Below are 17,374 nucleotides of genomic sequence, written 5' to 3'. Positions count from 1 at the left end.
CCGCAACAGCGGAGCGCTCCCTCTGTTTCAACGCCGTTTCCCCCCGTTCATCTCTGTCTCCCTCTCTCCCGACCTCGGCCCGAGCGGAACAAGGCTTCACCGGTCCACCGTCGCGGGACTCGGCCGCCTCGACACGCCCTAGCGAGTGGCGACCGGCTCTGCATGGTGGCGAGGGCGCTCAGTAAAGCACGACCCCCGCGAGGGCGGCCAGCACTATCGCAAGGATTGGATGCACGCCCAGCTTGAATGTGCCCGCGAGCACCGCAGCGGCGATCACTGGCCCAGCGATGTCCACGAACGAGGCTCGCATCAGCGAAATGGCAGCCGCGGCGATGAGCGCGGTGACCGCCGGTCGAAGGCCCTTGAGAGCGGCCTTTGCGGCCGGTGCATCCTTGAACTTCAAGAAAGCGGTAGCAAAGGCAACGATGATCACAAACGACGGCAGTATCACGCCTAGAGTCGCCGCGGCCGCACCTGGCACACCTGCGAGCTTGTATCCGACGAAAGTGGCCGAGTTGATAGCGACCGGGCCGGGAGTCATTTCGGCTATCGCGATTATGTCCACGAACTCTTTCGTGGTGAGCCATTCGTGAGCCTGGATGATCTCCTTCTGGATGAGGGGTATCATGGCGTACCCTCCTCCGAAGGTGAAAAGCCCGATCTTCGCGAATGTCAGAAACAGAATCAGCACGTTCACTGCTTTTCAACCACCTTGCGCTGGGAAGAGGTCTCGTCGCGCGGTCGGTCTTTGGTCGTGTCCTGGAAGTCCCTGCGGAACAGGAAGTACCCAACCATGGCCGACCCGATTATCACCGCGATGGGATGCACGTCGAAGAATGCCACCGCGACGAGCGCGAAAGCTCCCAGTGCCGCTCCGCGGACGTCACGGATCGCCGTCTTGCCGATCTTGAACGCGGCGCCCCCCACGAGCGCGACGACAGCAGGCCGCACGCCCGCGAACGCGGCCTCGACAGCAGGAAGACTCCTGATCCCTGCGAAGAATGCGGCTATCGCAAGGATGACCAGGAATGAAGGGAGGGTCGCACCGACAACAGCCACGACAGCGCCGGCGTATCCGGCTTTCCTGTAGCCCACGAAGACCGAAGTGTTCACGGCGACGGGCCCCGGCGCCGTCTGAGCGAGGCCAAGCATGTCGATGAACTCCTCACTTGTGACCCACTTCTTCGACTCCACGACCTCCTTCTGAATCATGGGAACCATCGCGTACCCTCCGCCAAACGTAAACGCTCCGATTTTGAAAAAGGACCAAAACATCGTCAAGAGCAATCGCACTATGGATGAGTTACCTCCTTGCAAAGTAAATACCACTCTCGGGACTGGCGTATACTGCCCGTGGTATTTCTCCACAAGTCCCCGCCGGTCCTTCATGGCACCATCGCTTTCGCGTTTTCGTGCAGGTCAAGGCGGGATGAGGCTTTGCGTGCACGATGGAACATCATGTGCAACCGTGCCACACTTTCGCTAACATACAGTCTTGTCCTAAGGCAACACTACCAGCAGAGAAAGAAAGCGAGGTGAGACAGCAATGGCACGCGGACAGAAGAGGAATCGCGCTCTCGTGGTCGAAGCAGGCAACGCCCTGGATCAGTGGAAGTACGAGATCGCGAATGAGATCAACTTCCCCGTCAACCAAATTGTGGGCGGTTACTGGGGTAACATTCCGTCGGCCCAGTGTGGTGCGGTTGGCGGCCACATGGTCAAGAGGATGATCGAGGCGGCTGAGAGATCTCTCGTCGAGCAGAGCGCGCTCAACGTCAGAGCGGGCTTCAGGGCCGGGCTCGGTGCCAACCTCGGCACGACCACCAGCGCGTACAACCTGCCCAGCACCCTTCCGGCGCAGCAGAACGTCGGACAGCAGGCAGGGTTCACGACCACTGGACTCCAGCAGTAACACGGGGAGATAGGTGCCCGTATCTCTGGGCAAGTCTCGTAACCGCTTGCGATACAGAGCAGGGGGGAGCGCCTCCTCCCCTGCTCGTCTGTTCACTGCCCCTTCACGATAGCCACGCTTGCGCTGGCGCCTATGCGCGAGGCCCCCGCCTCGATCATCTTGCGCGCCGACTCGAGGTTCCTGATGCCGCCGGAGGCTTTCACTCCCATGTCGCTACCGACGACTTTGCGCATGAGCCTGATGTCCTCGACTGTGGCGCCTCCGGGGCCGAAGCCGGTCGATGTCTTCACGAAGTCAGCGCCCGCGAGCTTCGCAAGCAGGCAAGCCTTCACTTTCTCTTCATCGGTCAAGAGAGCCGTCTCGATGATGACCTTCACGATTGCCTTGCCTCGGGCCGCGTCCACGACCGCTTCGATATCGCGTTTGACGAGGTCGTAGTCGCCTGACTTGAGCGCACCCACATTGATGACCATGTCTACTTCAGTCGCCCCGTTCGCTATGGCGTCGCGCGTCTCTATCGCCTTTGCGGTCGGCGTCGTCGCTCCCAACGGGAAGCCTATGACGGTGCACACCTTCACAGGTGTACCTTTGAGGATGCTGGCGGCAAGGCTAACGTTGGTCGGGTTCACGCACACCGACGCGAAGTTGTACTGCTTCGCTTCTTCGCACAGCTTGATGACCTGGTCCTTCGTCGCGTCAGGCTTCAGCAACGTATGGTCTATCATGGCGGCAACGTCGCCGGCAATTGCCCCGACGCCAGGTGCAGCGCCGATGCGGGACGCTCCCGCCTCGACTATCCTGGCAGTTCCATCAGGGTTCTCCTGAACGCACTTGCCGCATGCAGAGCACTCGCCGAAGAGCCTTGAGCACCCTGAATCCGCGCTGTTGGCCCCGCTTTCCGGCCGAGCTTTGGTCGGACTGGCCGCGGTGCCACGAGACGCCTGACTTGCGCCGTGCGAGTCCGTGAAGGAGGCCGAGGAGGCTGCGCTTCCAGGGTTGACTATGCGAATCCCGCGTTCCAGTTCACGTGCTAGGTCCTTGGAATCGACGACAATCATGCCGTACTCTCGCAGCTTCTTGAGGTACTCGTCCGCCTGCCTTCGGAGGGCGAAGCCGTGCCCGCCACGTTTGGCGCCCTCGCTCTCGGTCTGACCGGACGGCGCCAGCGAGTCGGCGGCTGCATACACCCGCTTGCCCTCCGCAAGCGCCGCTATGAGAGCCTTCGTGGCAGCGTCATTCCCTGTGAGCAAAGCCGCCCGCGCCGCCACATGGAGAGGAAGCACCGGAACCACCGCGACGTCGGTGCATGATACCGCAGCTGCTGCGTCGCGCAGGTCGACGAAGGACACGTGACCCAGCGCCCCCGCGATCTCGCCCTCGCTCCAGAAGTCCTTGACCTCGTCTGACACGAGGCACGCAACGGACAGCCCGCGGTCGCCGATTCTCCCCAGTTGAGTCAGGGCGTTCTCGAGCGACGCCTTGTCGCCCGCCAGTAGCACCAACACCCTCGGGCGGGCCGGGCAGCCCCCGGGCATGGGGGACGGTGAGACCGCACGGGCGGGCGACGGAGCCGGCGGACTCGTCGCGGCCTGTGGGATCTCGCCTCGCTTTCTCATCTGAGCTATCACGTCATCGGTTACCCTTTCAATCAACTCGTCAATTCCCATCTGACCGTGCCGTGTCGCGCCCGATCCGCACTGCGAGTGGCCGTCGTCCGGTCGAGCAAAACACGGCTTACCTCCCTTCGAAGCGGCGAGATATGCGAACGGTGTCAACCACCCCGATGATGACAGAGTCCACCGGAGCATCGGTCTTTCCAATGGCCTGTCGCGAGGAATTGCCTTCGCTCACGACCAGGACTATGTCGCCGGGCCCCGCGTCCTGCGTGTCGATGGCCAGGATCTCCTGGCCGTAATCGTTCCCGTCGAGATCCAAGGGCTGCACGAGGAGCATCTTGGATCCGACAAAACTCTCGTTCTTCTGGGTCGCGACCACCGACCCGACTACCCTGCCGATTACCACAGCCTCACCTCGAGCGTGTTAGCCGCCCGGTCACACCGCGTCAACCGGGAGGCCGCGTATGACGCCCCACCCGGCGCTGGGCGTCTTCTCCCTCGTCACATGACCGGCGTTCACCGTCGTCCGTCGTCCGGGAACACACGGTCCACTATCCCCACGATCGCCACATCGACCGGAGCGCCTGCCTTTGGAAGAGGAAGCGACGCTTCTCTCCCCTTCACCGCCTGCACTATCTCGCCCGCGCCGGCACCCACGCTGTCCACGGCCACGACTGGCTTGCCGCAAGGGGTGCCGTCTCGCTTCAGCGGCTCGATGATGAGCAGTTTCACGCCTTCCAGTTTCTCATCCTTACGAGTAGCGACAACCTTTCCGACAACTCTCGCTATGAACAGGGAGATCACCTCACACCGGCGCGTTGCCCGGTCGCGGTTTCAGTCGCCTCTCGAAAGGAATCTCCGCTCGATCTCCATGATCTTGTCCACGCGGCGCAGATGCCTTCCTCCCGCGAATTCCGTGGAGAGCCAAACCTTGACTATCTCCCTCGCCACGCCCTTGCCTATGACCCTGTCGCCCAAGGCTAGGACGTTGGCGTCGTTGTGCTCACGGCTGTTCCTTGCCGTGTATATGTCCTGGCAAGGCGCGCACCTCACGCCCGGCACCTTGTTCGCCGCCATTGCCGAACCGACGCCGGCGCTGTCAACGATTATGCCTCGTTCGAAAAGCCCCCTTGCCACCGCTTCGGCCACTAGAAAGGCGAAGTCGGGGTAGTCCACAGGCTCCTTGCCGTGAGTGCCGTAATCGACGCACTCGTGGCCAAGCTCTGCCAGGTAGGCCTTGATATCCTCCTTCAAATCGAAACCTCCGTGGTCGCTGCCTATCACTATCCTCATCTACCGCGCCTCCCGGCCTCGATCGTTATGGCATCGCCGATACCCGTGACACGCCCAGAAATGCTCGCATGGATCCTCGCCCCCAGTTTCCCCGGAGGGATCTCGGCGATTGGTTGTCCCTCCCGCACCTCATCCCCGATCCTCACGCACGGCACAGCGGGAGCTCCTGCGTGCTGAAGGAGCGGGATGTCTACCCTGTTCGGTTGGAAAACCTGGGACACGCACTCCGTATGAGAGCTGTGGCCTCCGGTCCCACCTGCTCTGTCACGGGCTCCGGTGCCATCTCCGGCTCCGGCTCTGACACCAGCTCGGGCACCGGCCTTGCCATCAGCTTCGGCGGCGGCCTCGGCAAGGCCGCGTCCCTGGCCAGTCACGTAAGAAGCTATCCCTGACCTCGTCACCATGCGAGAAGAAGGAACTCTCCTGGCAGTTCGCAGCGGGTGTGAAGAGATGTCCTTCTCGTGGTACGGATTCTTCATGCCTTTCCTGGCCATTGATTGTTTGAGGGCTTGGTTCACCCTTACCGGCGAAAGACCCGATGGGCAGCCCACGGTGGCGCACACGGCGCACTCGGAGCACAGCCAAGCGCTCGCTATCGTGTCTGGAGGCGGCCCTGACGCCGACCACATGGTCACGGCGCGCATGATCAGATGAGGAGCTATCCTATGCCCCAAGAGATGTCTCGGGCACGTCTCGGTGCAGCTCATGCACTGGCAGCACGCCGCCCTCGCCTGCCTGATGATGACGCCGATGTCCGCCTCTCGCGTCCTCACCAGCGGATGGTCCACAGGAAGCACGATGATGCCCCCTGTCACCTTCGTCACCACGGCGGCCGTGTCAGGCGCCAGCTTGCCCATGATCGGCCCACCCAGAATGACCCTGTACCTTTCGGTGAGCGGTCCGCCCGCGAAAGCGATGGCATCGGCCACCGAGGTTCCTATCGGGAACCTCGCGGTCACAGGCCGCGCAACCGCCCCGGCAACTGTCACGTAACGCGAGGTCACCGGGCGGCCGTCAACCGCGTCCGCCACGGCGGCTAGGGTAGCCACGTTGTTCACTACGACACCTGCTTCCAGAGGCAAGCCGCCTTCGGGAACGTGCCGGCCAGTCACTTCATTGACGAGCACGTGCTCATCGCCGATGGGGTATACGTCGTCCAGCGCGCACACGCTGATTCCCTTTTCGCGCTTGACCAGATCGTCCATCACGCGTAGCACGGCTCCTCGCTTCTCCTTGACAGCCACATAACCCCGCGTAGCGCCGGTGACGGCCATGGCGATCTCAAGACCCGCTAGCACTCTCGCAGGTTCGAGCGCCATCACCGCGTAGTCGGCCTCAAGCAACGGCTCACACTCGGCACCGTTCGCTATCACCGTGCCTACGGCAGTGGACAACTTGACGTGCGTCGGGAACCCCGCCCCGCCTGCTCCCACAACGCCTGCGGCCTCTATGGCGTTTACGATGTCCGTGACCGACGCGGCTGCCATCCTTCCACCACCTGACGGTCCAGCACTCGACCAGCAACCGGCTCCCACTGGGCCTCCCTAGCCACTGGACCTCCCTAGAGGTCTCTCGCAAGAGGTCTCTCGCAAGGTCTCCCATCGACCCTCTCGCCGACCTTCGCGTCGGCAGCGCACTCCCAGGTCGTCTCCGGCTTTCTCGCCGGCCCTTTCGCTAGCAGCTCCCTTGCCAGCCCTCTCGTCGACTCTCTCGTCAGCCCTTTCTTTCATCAGCCCTTTTGGTACACCAGTTTGCCGCCCATCTCGATGGAGTCCACGATAGCCATGATGACAGCGTCCACTGGCGTATTCTGAGTCCTCGACGTCTGTCGGGCCGAGCTTCCGCTCACGACGAGGACGATCTCGCCCTCGCCCGCTCCGACCGTATCAATCGCCACCAAGGGCTTGCCATCGGGAGACTGGTCAGCCAGGGATACGGGCTCCACGATTTGGAGCTTCGATCCCACCAGTTTCTCGTCCTTCCTCGTGCATACCACCGTGCCCACCACTCTGCACGCGATCAAGGAGGTCCCCCCTCATTGGTCAACCGCGGTGCACTCACCCGCGCGGTGCACTCACCCGGACGTAAGCCCGGGTGTGAGCCCACATGCCCTCGCCGTCGCCGGGCGCAACCGCACGGCCAAGGCTCCACCGTGGAGTCGACAGCCGTCGTCGCGCCCGGCCCCGGGGGAAGCAGGGCGCTATTGGCCCTTCTCCTTCTTTGTCTCGGGCAGGGAAATGGGCAGCTTTCCCTCAAGGTCGAAGTGCGGTCTCGGAATGACATGCACCGACACGACCTCGCCGATCTTCGCTGCCGCTGCCGCACCGGCCTCGCAGGCCGACTTGCATGCCGCCACTTCCCCTCTCACCAGGACTGTCACGTACCCGCCGCCGATCTTCTCCCAGCCCACGAGCCTTACGTTGGCCGCCTTGACCATAGCGTCTGCGGCCTCGATCATCGCGACGAGCCCTCTGGTCTCAATCATTCCCAGCGCTTCCATGGCCACTTGGGTTCACCCCCTTTCACCGGTCCTGAGACGCAACGGACGTGATGTCTGACACCGCAACCGCGTAACCCAGGTGAATCAATACCATGGCCAATACTCTGGCCAGCGTCTCTCTGTCGGCTTGCGGTCCCAGCCTTGCGACGGCAGCGCGGACCACTCGCTCCATGACCTCCTGCACACCCATGCCCGGTGGCAGGCGCACGCCGGCGCTCGTTTCGACGCTTGAGCCTCCATCGGCTCCTGCCAGCCATCCCCCTGCGGTGGACGAGCTCCTTGACGAGTTCCTTGACGGACTCCTTCCGGACCCGGACAGCGTGCTTGACCACGTGCGTGACGTCGCGCCCTCCGTCGCGTCAAAGGCCGCAGCTCTCGCCGCACCTTCGTTCCCACTGCACGGGGAGGCGAAGACACCCTCGCCGGTCGTCTCGATGATCTCGATCCCATTGTCCCTGGCGTAGTCTCTGGCTGAGGGCGTCACGATCGCGCCACGCGGCGCCAGGACCTTTGATGCCGGCGCAAGCCTTCTCAGTTCAGCCTCGGTTATTACCGCGCGCACGCAAGCACCCCCTTTCTCACAGGAGGGCCGCAACAAGCTCTTTCGCAGGCGAAGGGATTACCACCTGCGAGACGAGGAGCCCTCTCGCGCTCGCGTCGGCGCTGCCCGCGCTCACGGCAGCCTGAACCGCGCCCACGTCTCCGGTGAGGGTAACGAAGCACTTTCCGCCGAGCCCGATGGCGAGCCTTAACTCAATGGCGTCGACCGCCGCGGCCTTGAGAGCGGCGTCAGCCGCGACTATGGCGGACGCGACCGTGAAGGTCTCGATCACGCCGAGCGCCTTCACCTCCCGCACATCGGATGTCGCGGTGATCGCAGGAAACACCCCCGGATGCACGTTCGGCAGGACGAACTCGTCCACCACGGCTTCAGCGCCCGCGGCTGTCCCTGCCGCGATCGAGCTCTTCACCGCGCCCACGTCGCCGGACACCATGGTCGTGAACTTGCCCGGGCAGGTGGGCCGCGCCAACAGGAGCTCGACGTCGGCGGCTTTGACCATCGCGTCGGTTCCTTCTATGCCCTTGGTCACGTTGGCAAACTCCACGAGACCTATCGCCAGACCCACGGGGCTACCCCTCCAGAGCCGTCACAAGGCTCCAATCGTTTCCAGCTCCATCTCCCGAACCACTCGTCCAAACGGCCTAACCGTTTCCGCCCGAACTCCTGCCGATTACCTTGACCACGTCTCCGGTGCGCAAGAGCGCCGCGTTGGCTTCGTCGGTGTCGACGTGCATCTCGAGTTGGAAGTCCTCCCTCACCCTCACGAGCACGCCACGAAACACCAGGCTCCGCACCCCTTCAACCTCCACGTCCACGCGGTCGCCGTCGCGGAGGCCCCATGAAGACGCATCCCGCGGGCTCATGTGGATGTGGCGGGTCGCTATTATGACGCCCTCTTTCAGGTTCACGGCGCCAGCAGGGCCGACCAGGGTCATGGCGACGGACCCGTCGACGTCGCCCGAGTCGCGAACCGGCGGAGAGACCCCCAATGCGAACCCGTCCGTGCGGCTTATCTCAATCTGGGTTCTCGATCTCAGAGGTCCCAGCACTCTCACGCCGTGTATGCTCCCTTTGGGGCCGACGAGCGCGACCATCTCTTTCGCCGCGAACTGCCCGGGCTGCGACAGGTCTCGCAGCTTCTCAAGACCCCTTTTCGCGCTCTCCACTCCGAAGAGCGCCTCGAAGTCCCGGGCACACAGGTGAACGTGGCGACTGGACACGCCCACCGGAACCGCCCATCCGCCAGCGCCGCCAGCGGGCCGATCATGAGGCGGGGCGGGAAAAGCGCCAGTGACTCCGGGGACTCCGGAAGCTCCGGGGACTCCAGGAACCCCGAGGACCCCGGGGACGACAAGACCCCTCGCCTCGAGCTCTCTCACGCACTTTGCCACGAGATCCTCAATAGAGCTGTGGTCCATCTCAACCCGCCTCCGCCGCGCGAAAGCGACACATGGCGCAGCATGAGCCTACTGCGCGCTCCTTGCAGCATGCCATGCGTCATGCGGCACGCGATGAATCAAGCCTCACGCTCTCGGCAGGATTCCATCCACATCCGCATGGGGCCTCGGGATGACGTGCACGCTTACTAGCTCCCCGACCCTCGCGGCAGCGGCCGCTCCAGCGTCTGTCGCCGCCTTGACTGCCCCCACATCCCCGCGGACCATGACCGTCACGTACCCGCCGCCGATATATTCCTTGCCGATGAGCACTACGTTCGCCGCCTTCACCATGGCATCGGCAGCCTCTATGGCCCCCACTAGTCCTTTAGTCTCAACCATCCCCAGTGCGTCTTGAACCACCGGTCCCGCCCCCCTGTCGCAATGTACGTTCGCAAGGCATGTCTTCACGTGGTCCCGCCCTGACTCCGTCTATCCTCCGCCGCCGCGCCGACCCAGGTCTCAAGCCGCCCCGAGGTCGCCACGTCACGATCGACATCTACGCGACATCTACGCCGCGTCAGCCGCCCCTCCCACGACCCATCTCGGACAAGAACTTGTCGACAACCGCCCGGATATCCTCATCCGTGACTAGCCTGGTCTGATGAGGTTGCCCGACGGAAGCCGATTCCTTGCCCGACCCTCCTCTCGCGATGATCGGGAAGAGACCCGTCACCGGTTTGTCGGCCGCGGCCGCCGGGCCGACGATGGCGGGAACGAGGCCGCGCCGGCTGGATCCTGGCCGCGTATCAGGCGCATCCGACCCGAGCTCTTCCACACTCGCCCGACGCGATGTGTTCCCCGGGCGAGCGATCATGCCGGGAAGCGTGCAGGTGACGTCCGCCCCCGCGGCCCCTTCCAGCATCCCCTCGTACAGCTGTTCGGCACCGTCGAAGTCGAGACCGTACGCCACGCGTTTCACGTTGACCAGGTGCAAAGGTCCGACATTGTCCGCGGTTATGCTGCCTCCCCACGTTCCACAACCGAGGGTCAGCGCGGGGTCCAGGCCCGTTGTAGCTCCGATGGCTCCCTGCGATGAAGGGGTATTGACCAGGATCCTGAAAACGGGCTTCTTCATGGCGAACTCCCTGATGACGACGGGATTTCGCGAGTGAATGACCAGTGTGTGGCCGATGCCTCCGAACTCCAGAATCTGGATGCATCGTTCGCAGGCCGCCTGCCAGTCAGGCTCCACGTAGAAGGCAAGCACGGGACTGAGCTTCTCCTTCGAGAGCGGATACTGTGGACCGACTCCCGAAAGACGCGCAACGAGCACGCGAGTTCCGGCCGGCACGGAGATGCCGGCCATTTTGGCGATGGTTTCAGCGCTCCTTCCCACGATGGACGGGTTGATGTTGCCCCCAGACGTCACCACGGTCTTCGAGATCGCCACGACCTCCGCGTCGTTCAGGAAGTACCCTCCTTGAGCTTTGACCTCCCCCACGACCTTGTCCTCGATGACCGACTCAGTCACTATCGCTTGCTCGGACGCGCAGATCGTGCCGTTGTCAAACGTCTTGCTCGAGAGGATATCCTGCACGGCCCTCTTGATGTCGGCCGTGCGCTCGATGAACGCCGGCACGTTGCCTGGTCCCACGCCGTACGCGGGCTTGCCCGCGCTGTACGCCGCCTTCACCATGGCCGATCCGCCGGTAGCGAGTATGAGGGCTGTGTCAGGATGGCGCATGAGTTCATCCGTGGCTTGTTTGGTCGGATGAACCAGGCACTGGATCGCCCCCCTCGGCGCTCCAGCGGCGGCCGCCGCGTCAGCCATCACCTGCGCCGCCTGGCAACTGCACCTGCACGCAGAAGGATGTGGGCTGAAGACGACGGGGTTTCGGGCCTTGAGACTTATCAGGCTCTTGTATATTACCGTGGACGTGGGATTGGTGGACGGCACGAGGGCCACTATCACGCCCACCGGCTCGGCTATCTCGGCAACCCTGCGCGACCGGTCGCACCGGATGACGCCGACGGTCCTCAGACCTCGGATGGCCTCATAAACGCGTTCGCTCGCGAAGAGGTTCTTCGTGACCTTGTCTTCATACACCCCGAAACCCGTCTCTTCGACCGCCGCCTTCGCGAGGGCGCGCGCGTTCGCCCGCCCGGCCTCCGCCATCTTTGCCACGATCCGGTCGACCTGTTCCTGTGAGAACGACGCCAGCCTCGCTCGGGCCTCGGTGGCACGACGCACCGCATCCCGCGCCTCTTGAATCGACTCAAGGTCTGCGTCAAGCGCCATTCCCGTCTCACCTCGCCTTTCCAGCAAGTGCGTCTTCGTCCAACAATTGTCTGGCCGTCGCTTCGTCAGTGACGAGCACGTTTGCGAACCCGCCGCGCAGAGCTCCTCGAATCCCCGCGACCTTCTGTGGGCCGCCCGCGACCGCCACCGCGAAATCCTTCCGAGTGAAGTCCTGGAGCTCCAGCCCGATCGTCCTCCTGTTCAGCGAGTCGTCGCAGACGGATCCGTCCTCTGCGAAGAAGCGGGAGCAGAGATCTCCGACAGCCCCCGCGGCCACGAGCGAGTCCATCTCCTCCGCCGAAAAGTAGCCAGCCTGAACGAGCAGAGAGGACCTATCGGGACGCCCGATGGAAAAGACCGCGATGGAGGCGAGCTTACCCATATCGAGGACCTTGGCAACGTTACGGTCGCTCAGGAGCGCCTCCCTCACCCGTTCGTGGGCGACGATCGCGGGCACGCTCAGAAAGAAGGGCGTGGCCCCAAACGCCCTTGCAAACAAGAGTGCGATTTCGTTGCCGTGGATCAGCGCCTCGCCCTTCCCAGACAGCGTCCCCTCGAGCTGGACGACGCTCACGTCCTTTCGCCTCAGCGGACGCAGCGCCCGCGCCACTTCAAGCATCGTCGTTCCGCCGCAGACGCCGACGACGGAGCCGTCGCGGACGATCTCTCTCAGCAATCTGGCCGCTGCCTGCGCCAGGTGCCAAGCCAGGGGAGCCTGACTCGACCGCGGGATGGGGCACACGACGACCCTCTTCAGTTCGTACCTGTCCTGGAGCTCCTGGGCAAGCAGCGACTCCTCCCTGAAAGGGTCAACTATGGTGACCTGCACGATGCCTGCCTCTCTCGCCCTCGTCAGCATTCTGGAGACGCGGCTGCGCGATAGGCCCACCCTCTCTGCGATCTCTTGCTGGTCGAGACCGTATTCGTAGTACATTCGCGCGATCTCCACCAGGAGCTCGGCGTCTTTTCGGTCCGCGGTAGTACCCATGCCCTCACTCCCGGGCGTTGCCTCCGGCGTCGGCCCAGCCGCCGCACATGCGTGCTCGCACGCGCACATCTGTGCTCATGTCCGGATATTCGCCGTCTCCCCCGGAAATCCTCCAATGCGACCTCAGTTTCCTGGGACTTTTCTGCGTTCCTCAATCCACCCCGGGCCGACCGTGCCGGAGGGATGGTTCGTGAAGCAGGACTCGAGAGGCTCTCAGACGAGGCGCATCATCTCGAGGGCTGCGAGTTCGTCTATGATGAGCGTGTTCACATACCCGCCCCTGGCTGCACCCACAATTCCTCTCGCCTTGTGGGCGCCCGCAGCGACCCCGATGGAATGCTCTTTCCTCCGGAGATCGTCCAGGCCGATCCCTATCGTCCGCGCGTCGAGGTCGGGATCGATGACTTCGCCATTCATGCCGAAGTACCTCGAGCACACGTCGCCCACCGCGCCACGGGCAACGAGCCCCGCTATCTCCTGGACGGTGACGTACCCAGCTTCCACCAGGATTGAGCGCGCGTCGGGGAAGCCTATGCTGAAAATGGCGATGTCAGCCTGCCTGGCCAGGTCGATGGTGAACCTTATGGTGGGGTCGGCGAGAAGCTGCGCAGACAGGGCCCTGCTGCGCGTGACCGCGGGGACCGGCAGCGAGTACGACTCCGCGGAGTACGCCTGGCCGAAGTTCATCAATATCGTCGCGGCGTTCTCGTGAGTCCGGCTGGCCCTCGCGTTCCCATTCAGCTGCACCACCCTGACCCCCGACAGCCGTCGCGGAACAAGGCGCTTCGCCACCTCGTACATGGTCGTGCCCCACGAAACAGCGATTACGCTGCCGTCGCGGACGATGCCGTCGAGATAGGATGCTGCAACCGAGCTGACGGCCCCCTTGGCCTGCTCTTCGTTGTACCCGAAGTGAGGAACGATCAACACGCTCTTGAGCCCAAAGGCTTGCTTGATGACTTCGGCTCTCTCTCGGCAATCCTCTTCTGGATCGAACACTTCCACACGGACGATGCCCCTGGCGCGGGCCCTAGATATGCACCGCGACACTACCGGTCGGGATACCCCCATCATCCGAGCGATCTCCGCCTGAGTCAAGTCATCTTCATAGTAGAGCCTCGCGGCCTTTGCGCAAAGCGCGTCATCGTCGACGATGCTCACGAAGCAACTCCTCCACCGCAACGAGATCGATTGCCCAGAGTCGTACGCGCGTGTACAGCGACCGTGTCGGCGGCGTCCGTCGCGTTCGGCCGCACTGAAGCAGCCCCCCTCGCCATGGCTGCGACCTCGCTGGCCGTAGTCTCGTCCGTTATCAAGACCTCCGCGTAGCCAGCGCGCAAGGCGCCCAGTATGCCTGCCGCCTTCCGTTGCCCTCCGGCGACAAGGATCTTGATGGGGATCGACGCAAGATCGGACAGGTGCAGGCCTAGGGTTCGCCTGTCGAGGTCCGGGTCGCATATCTGTCCGCAACCGTCGAAGAACCGAGAACATATGTCCCCGACAGCCCCTCGGGCACGCAAGCCCCTGATGTCGTCAGCCGTCAGGTAGCCGGTCTCCACCAGCACGCACGACGGATCCACGATTCCCACGGTGAACACGGCTACGTCGCATTTCCTGGCAGCTTCGAGGGCTTCGGCGATCGAAGGCTCCCGCACCAAAGCCTCGCAGAATGCCGGGTCTCCAACGATAGCAGGGGCAGGAAACGAAAACGCCTGGGCACCCAGCTTTGCGGCGATGATCTCCAGGACCCGCGCTCCCAGGTAGGAAACTCGCCCTTGCCCCACGCTTCCGTTCAACTGCACTACGCGAGTGCCCGGCACCCTGTGAGGCCGCAGTTTCAGAGCCACCTCAAACAGAGTGGTCCCCCAGGATATGCCCAGAAGCTGTCCGGGCTGGAGCATCTCGGAGACGTAGGCCGCGGCAGCAGCCCCAAGACGCTCCTTCAGTCGTCCCTCCGACCCGTCTCCGAGCGCAGGGACTGTGACGACGTCTTTGAGTCTGAACCTCTCCCTCAGTTCATTCTCGTTCTCAGTGATCGTCCGGTTCTCTTTGGCGAATGATATTCGGACGATTCCTCTCCTCTTGGCCTCCGTCAGCATACGCGAGACAGTTGAACGGGATGTCCCGACGAGCCGAGCTATCTCCTGTTCAGAGAGGCCTTCTTCATGGTACAGCTTCGCCACTCGCACAAGGCCGCGGATGTGTTCAAGGTCGCCCACAATGTGTGCACCGCCGGACACAGAATCTGCGCTCCCGCGGACGCCAGCTGCATTCTAGTTCCGCGAGGCGAGCCAGTGCTGTAGGAATACGCCACCAAGGATAATTGTTCCTTTCACGATTTGCTGCGGAAAAGGATGAACACCCACGAGGTTCAGTACATTTGTGATGAGCGTGAGAACGAGCACCCCGATCGCGGTGCCGCCCACACCACCCCGGCCCCCTGAGAGGCTCGTGCCTCCGATGACCACCGCAGCGATGGCGTCCAATTCGAAAAGCTCGCCCTGCCGCGGTTCTCCCTGGTCGATCCGGCAAGCCATGAGCATACCTGCAAGCGCCGCGAACACGCCGGCCACCACATACATGAGTACCTTCTGACGATCACAGTTGATCCCCGACAATCTCGCCGAGTCTTCGTCTCCACCTACAGCATACACCCAGCGTCCGAAGACAGTCCTCTTCAGCACTATCCCTGATGCCAGCACGCAACCCAGCCATATGATCACCGGAACGGGAAGCGGACCCACGTTCCCGAATCCCAACACCGAAAGCGATTCGCCGAGCCCGAAGATGGTACGCCCCCCGGCGAGCATGTATGCGATGCCTCTGACAGACACCATGGTCGCCAGCGTCGCCACAAAGGCAGGTATCTGTGCCTTCGCTATGAGAATTCCGTTCAAGAGCCCCACAAGTCCGCCTACAGCAAGCGCGGAGAGGACGATGAACGGCGTCGGCATGGCAGGCGAGAGCGTTACCACGTACCCTTTGTAGCCGCCCCAGTGGAACAAGTAAGCGAGTAACACTCCTGACACCGCAACTGTCGAGCCAACCGAAAGGTCGATGCCCCCGGAGATGATTACGAAGGTCATGCCAATGCTCACGAGGCCGATGTAGCTCGCTTGGCGAAGGAGGTTGGCGATGTTGGTCCAAGTCAGAAACGCCGGTGAGACTTGCGCACTGATGATTACCAAGACCACGAACATGAGGTATACGCTGTTGCGCCTCAACCCACCGATCCAGGTGCTCGACCCGCGCAGCCCTGCGCCGGCCGCCGGCGCGGTCACGACTTGTTGCCGCTTTGCTCCACTCACGCCACCTTCACCCCCATGGCGCAGGCAAGCACATCTTCCTGCGTGGTCTGCGCGGGCAGGAATTCTCCGGCGATGCTCCCCTTGCGCATGACGAAGAGCCTGTCGCTTAGCGACATTATCTCAGGTAGCTCCGACGATATCACGATGAGTGCCTTGCCTTTGTCCGCTATTGCCCTGATCAACTCGTGGATCTCCGCTTTCGCTCCCACGTCTACCCCTCTCGTCGGCTCGTCAAGAATCAGCACTTTGCAAGCCGTGGCAAGCCACTTGGCAAGCACGACTTTCTGCTGATTCCCCCCGCTCAGGTTCTGCACGAACGCCCAAAGAGACGGCGTCTTGATCCTGAGTTCGTCCACGGACTCCTGGGCGCTCGCGATGAGGGAGCGTCTGTCCACTATCCCCAGACGCGCCAGCCTATCCCAGATTGCGAGCGTCGAGTTGTCGGCGACGTTCATGCCGAGCACGAGGCCGTGTCTCTTCCTGTCTTCGGGTACCAAGCCTATACCGATCCTTAATGCGTGTTGTGGAGAGGCCGGCGTTACCTCCACGCCATCGACGACGATCCGCCCGGAATCCGGCCTCGCCGCGCCGACCAGAGCGTGCGCGAGTTCTGTCCTGCCGGCCCCAACAAGTCCAAACACGCCGACGATCTCACCGGCACGCAGCTGGAAGCTCACATCGCGGAGCACTCCGCGGCGCGAAAGGTTCTCGACCTCCAGCATCGGCCTGCCTGTCTCCGAACGAAGCCGGCCGCCGGTCTTGACCACTTCCCTGCCGGTCATCATCCTGACCAGGTCGGACTCGTTCACAGCCGATACGTCGAACGTGCCCACGACCTCGCCGTCTCTCAGGACGGTGACTCGGTCGCCTATTTCGAAGATCTCTTCCAGCCGGTGCGAGATGTATATGATGCCCACTCCGTCCTCACGGAGCTCCCGCATTGTGTTGAACAGCCTGCCGAGCTCCTCCACTGTCAAGACAGCGGACGGTTCGTCCAACACGATGACTTTCGCCTTGAAGGAGAGAGCCTTCCCGATGGCTACTATCTGCTGCTGAGCGATGCTGAGCTGATCCGCCGGCACTCGGACGTCTATCTCGACCCCGAAGGGCTTGATCAGGCGTTCCGCTTCCTGCTGCTGTCCCCTGATGTTCACGACGCCAAGCCGGGTCTTGATCTCACGCCCGAGGAAGATGTTCTCGGCCGCGCTCAGACACGGGTTCAAAGCTAGTTCCTGATACAGGACGGATATGCCTGCCTTCAAGGCCGCGTGGGGATTAGGAAAGAACACCTTCTCCCCGTCAAGGAGTATGTGCCCTGCGTCCATGCGGTAGGCTCCGCCCAAGATCTTCATGAGCGTCGACTTCCCCGCGCCATTCTGACCCACCAGACAGTGGATCTCGCCCCGACGCACCGCCAGAGAAACGTCGTGCAGAGCCCTGACACCAGGGAACGATTTCGACACGTGCTCCATACGCAGCACGAATTCGTCAGCCAACTCAATCACCACCAAGACGAG

General features: G+C 62.9%; 19 protein-coding genes and 1 pseudogene. 1 reads left to right on the top strand and 19 read right to left on the bottom strand.

Translation table 11 applies throughout. The features are described from left to right. Positions 1–178: 178 nt before the first annotated feature. Together NUW12_07870 and NUW12_07865 are read right to left on the bottom strand one after the other, a co-directional pair. Positions 179–697, bottom strand: a complete 519-nt coding sequence (locus tag NUW12_07870; protein ID MCR4402689.1) for a chromate transporter — start codon at positions 695–697, stop codon at positions 179–181. Continuing rightward, positions 694–1,293 carry a chromate transporter gene (locus NUW12_07865; GenBank protein MCR4402688.1) on the bottom strand — a complete coding sequence of 200 codons (600 nt, stop codon included), beginning with the start codon at positions 1,291–1,293 and terminating at the stop codon, positions 694–696. Before NUW12_07865 ends, NUW12_07870 begins: the two co-directional genes overlap by 4 nt. Positions 1,294–1,546: 253 nt before the next feature. Here NUW12_07865 and NUW12_07860 point away from each other — a divergent pair. Further along, positions 1,547–1,762 (top strand): annotated as a pseudogene (locus tag NUW12_07860) (alpha/beta-type small acid-soluble spore protein). A 242-nt stretch (positions 1,763–2,004) separates the two neighbouring features. Here the strand turns inward: NUW12_07860 and deoC are convergent. From deoC to NUW12_07775, 17 genes are all read right to left on the bottom strand, one after another. Beyond that, positions 2,005–2,658, bottom strand: a complete 654-nt coding sequence (gene deoC / locus NUW12_07855; GenBank protein ID MCR4402687.1) for a deoxyribose-phosphate aldolase — start codon at positions 2,656–2,658, stop codon at positions 2,005–2,007. A gap of 988 nt (positions 2,659–3,646) precedes the next feature. Beyond that, complete coding sequence (locus NUW12_07850) at positions 3,647–3,934, bottom strand: EutN/CcmL family microcompartment protein (GenBank protein MCR4402686.1); 288 nt, start codon at positions 3,932–3,934, stop codon at positions 3,647–3,649. A gap of 110 nt (positions 3,935–4,044) precedes the next feature. After that, positions 4,045–4,323: a EutN/CcmL family microcompartment protein gene (locus NUW12_07845; GenBank protein MCR4402685.1), complete on the bottom strand. Its 279-nt coding sequence runs from the start codon at positions 4,321–4,323 to the stop codon at positions 4,045–4,047. A 39-nt stretch (positions 4,324–4,362) separates the two neighbouring features. Continuing rightward, positions 4,363–4,821: a ribose 5-phosphate isomerase B gene (gene rpiB / locus NUW12_07840; protein ID MCR4402684.1), complete on the bottom strand. Its 459-nt coding sequence runs from the start codon at positions 4,819–4,821 to the stop codon at positions 4,363–4,365. Continuing rightward, positions 4,818–6,308: an SLBB domain-containing protein gene (locus NUW12_07835; protein MCR4402683.1), complete on the bottom strand. Its 1,491-nt coding sequence runs from the start codon at positions 6,306–6,308 to the stop codon at positions 4,818–4,820. The genes rpiB and NUW12_07835 overlap by 4 nt, the downstream gene beginning before the upstream one ends. A gap of 242 nt (positions 6,309–6,550) precedes the next feature. Next, positions 6,551–6,844, bottom strand: a complete 294-nt coding sequence (locus NUW12_07830) for a EutN/CcmL family microcompartment protein (protein ID MCR4402682.1) — start codon at positions 6,842–6,844, stop codon at positions 6,551–6,553. A gap of 177 nt (positions 6,845–7,021) precedes the next feature. Continuing rightward, positions 7,022–7,321 (bottom strand): ethanolamine utilization microcompartment protein EutM, encoded by a 300-nt coding sequence (eutM, locus tag NUW12_07825; protein ID MCR4402681.1) that lies wholly within the window; start codon positions 7,319–7,321, stop codon positions 7,022–7,024. Positions 7,322–7,343: 22 nt separating this feature from the next. Next, positions 7,344–7,883 carry a hypothetical protein gene (locus tag NUW12_07820; protein MCR4402680.1) on the bottom strand — a complete coding sequence of 180 codons (540 nt, stop codon included), beginning with the start codon at positions 7,881–7,883 and terminating at the stop codon, positions 7,344–7,346. Between the two features lie 16 nt (positions 7,884–7,899). Next, positions 7,900–8,448, bottom strand: coding sequence for a BMC domain-containing protein (locus tag NUW12_07815; GenBank protein MCR4402679.1), 549 nt, complete (start codon positions 8,446–8,448; stop codon positions 7,900–7,902). 76 nt (positions 8,449–8,524) lie between these two features. Then, positions 8,525–9,301, bottom strand: coding sequence for a phosphate propanoyltransferase (locus tag NUW12_07810; GenBank protein MCR4402678.1), 777 nt, complete (start codon positions 9,299–9,301; stop codon positions 8,525–8,527). Between the two features lie 105 nt (positions 9,302–9,406). Continuing rightward, on the bottom strand, positions 9,407–9,682 hold the full coding sequence (locus NUW12_07805) for a BMC domain-containing protein (GenBank protein MCR4402677.1): 276 nt from the start codon (positions 9,680–9,682) through the stop codon (positions 9,407–9,409). Between the two features lie 157 nt (positions 9,683–9,839). Further along, complete coding sequence (locus NUW12_07800) at positions 9,840–11,561, bottom strand: acetaldehyde dehydrogenase (acetylating) (GenBank protein ID MCR4402676.1); 1,722 nt, start codon at positions 11,559–11,561, stop codon at positions 9,840–9,842. Positions 11,562–11,568: 7 nt separating this feature from the next. Next, positions 11,569–12,549: a sugar-binding transcriptional regulator gene (locus tag NUW12_07795; protein MCR4402675.1), complete on the bottom strand. Its 981-nt coding sequence runs from the start codon at positions 12,547–12,549 to the stop codon at positions 11,569–11,571. A 213-nt stretch (positions 12,550–12,762) separates the two neighbouring features. After that, positions 12,763–13,710, bottom strand: coding sequence for a sugar-binding transcriptional regulator (locus tag NUW12_07790; protein MCR4402674.1), 948 nt, complete (start codon positions 13,708–13,710; stop codon positions 12,763–12,765). Further along, entirely contained in the window at positions 13,707–14,789 is a 1,083-nt protein-coding gene (locus NUW12_07785; protein ID MCR4402673.1) for a sugar-binding transcriptional regulator, read from the bottom strand. Before NUW12_07785 ends, NUW12_07790 begins: the two co-directional genes overlap by 4 nt. Before the next feature lie 33 nt (positions 14,790–14,822). Continuing rightward, entirely contained in the window at positions 14,823–15,857 is a 1,035-nt protein-coding gene (locus tag NUW12_07780; GenBank protein ID MCR4402672.1) for an ABC transporter permease, read from the bottom strand. Beyond that, complete coding sequence (locus NUW12_07775; protein MCR4402671.1) at positions 15,854–17,353, bottom strand: sugar ABC transporter ATP-binding protein; 1,500 nt, start codon at positions 17,351–17,353, stop codon at positions 15,854–15,856. The genes NUW12_07780 and NUW12_07775 overlap by 4 nt, the downstream gene beginning before the upstream one ends. Between the last annotated feature and the right edge of the window lie 21 nt (positions 17,354–17,374).

It is taken from the genome of Bacillota bacterium (assembly GCA_024653485.1).
Taxonomy (GTDB): domain Bacteria; phylum Bacillota; class SHA-98; order UBA4971; family UBA4971; genus UBA6256.
Note: the sequence above shows the minus strand (reverse complement) of the source record. Positions and strands in the feature narration are given on the sequence as shown.

What these genes read in the sequence shown, in the direction of transcription:
- rpiB (MCR4402684.1), bottom strand. Translation starts at nt 4,821, where the DNA reads ATGAGGATAGTGATAGGCAGCGACCACGGAGGTTTCGATTTGAAGGAG.
- NUW12_07835 (MCR4402683.1), bottom strand. Translation starts at nt 6,308, where the DNA reads ATGGCAGCCGCGTCGGTCACGGACATCGTAAACGCCATAGAGGCCGCA.
- eutM (MCR4402681.1), bottom strand. Translation starts at nt 7,321, where the DNA reads ATGGAAGCGCTGGGAATGATTGAGACCAGAGGGCTCGTCGCGATGATC.
- NUW12_07810 (MCR4402678.1), bottom strand. Translation starts at nt 9,301, where the DNA reads ATGGACCACAGCTCTATTGAGGATCTCGTGGCAAAGTGCGTGAGAGAG.
- NUW12_07800 (MCR4402676.1), bottom strand. Translation starts at nt 11,561, where the DNA reads ATGGCGCTTGACGCAGACCTTGAGTCGATTCAAGAGGCGCGGGATGCG.
- NUW12_07795 (MCR4402675.1), bottom strand. Translation starts at nt 12,549, where the DNA reads ATGGGTACTACCGCGGACCGAAAAGACGCCGAGCTCCTGGTGGAGATC.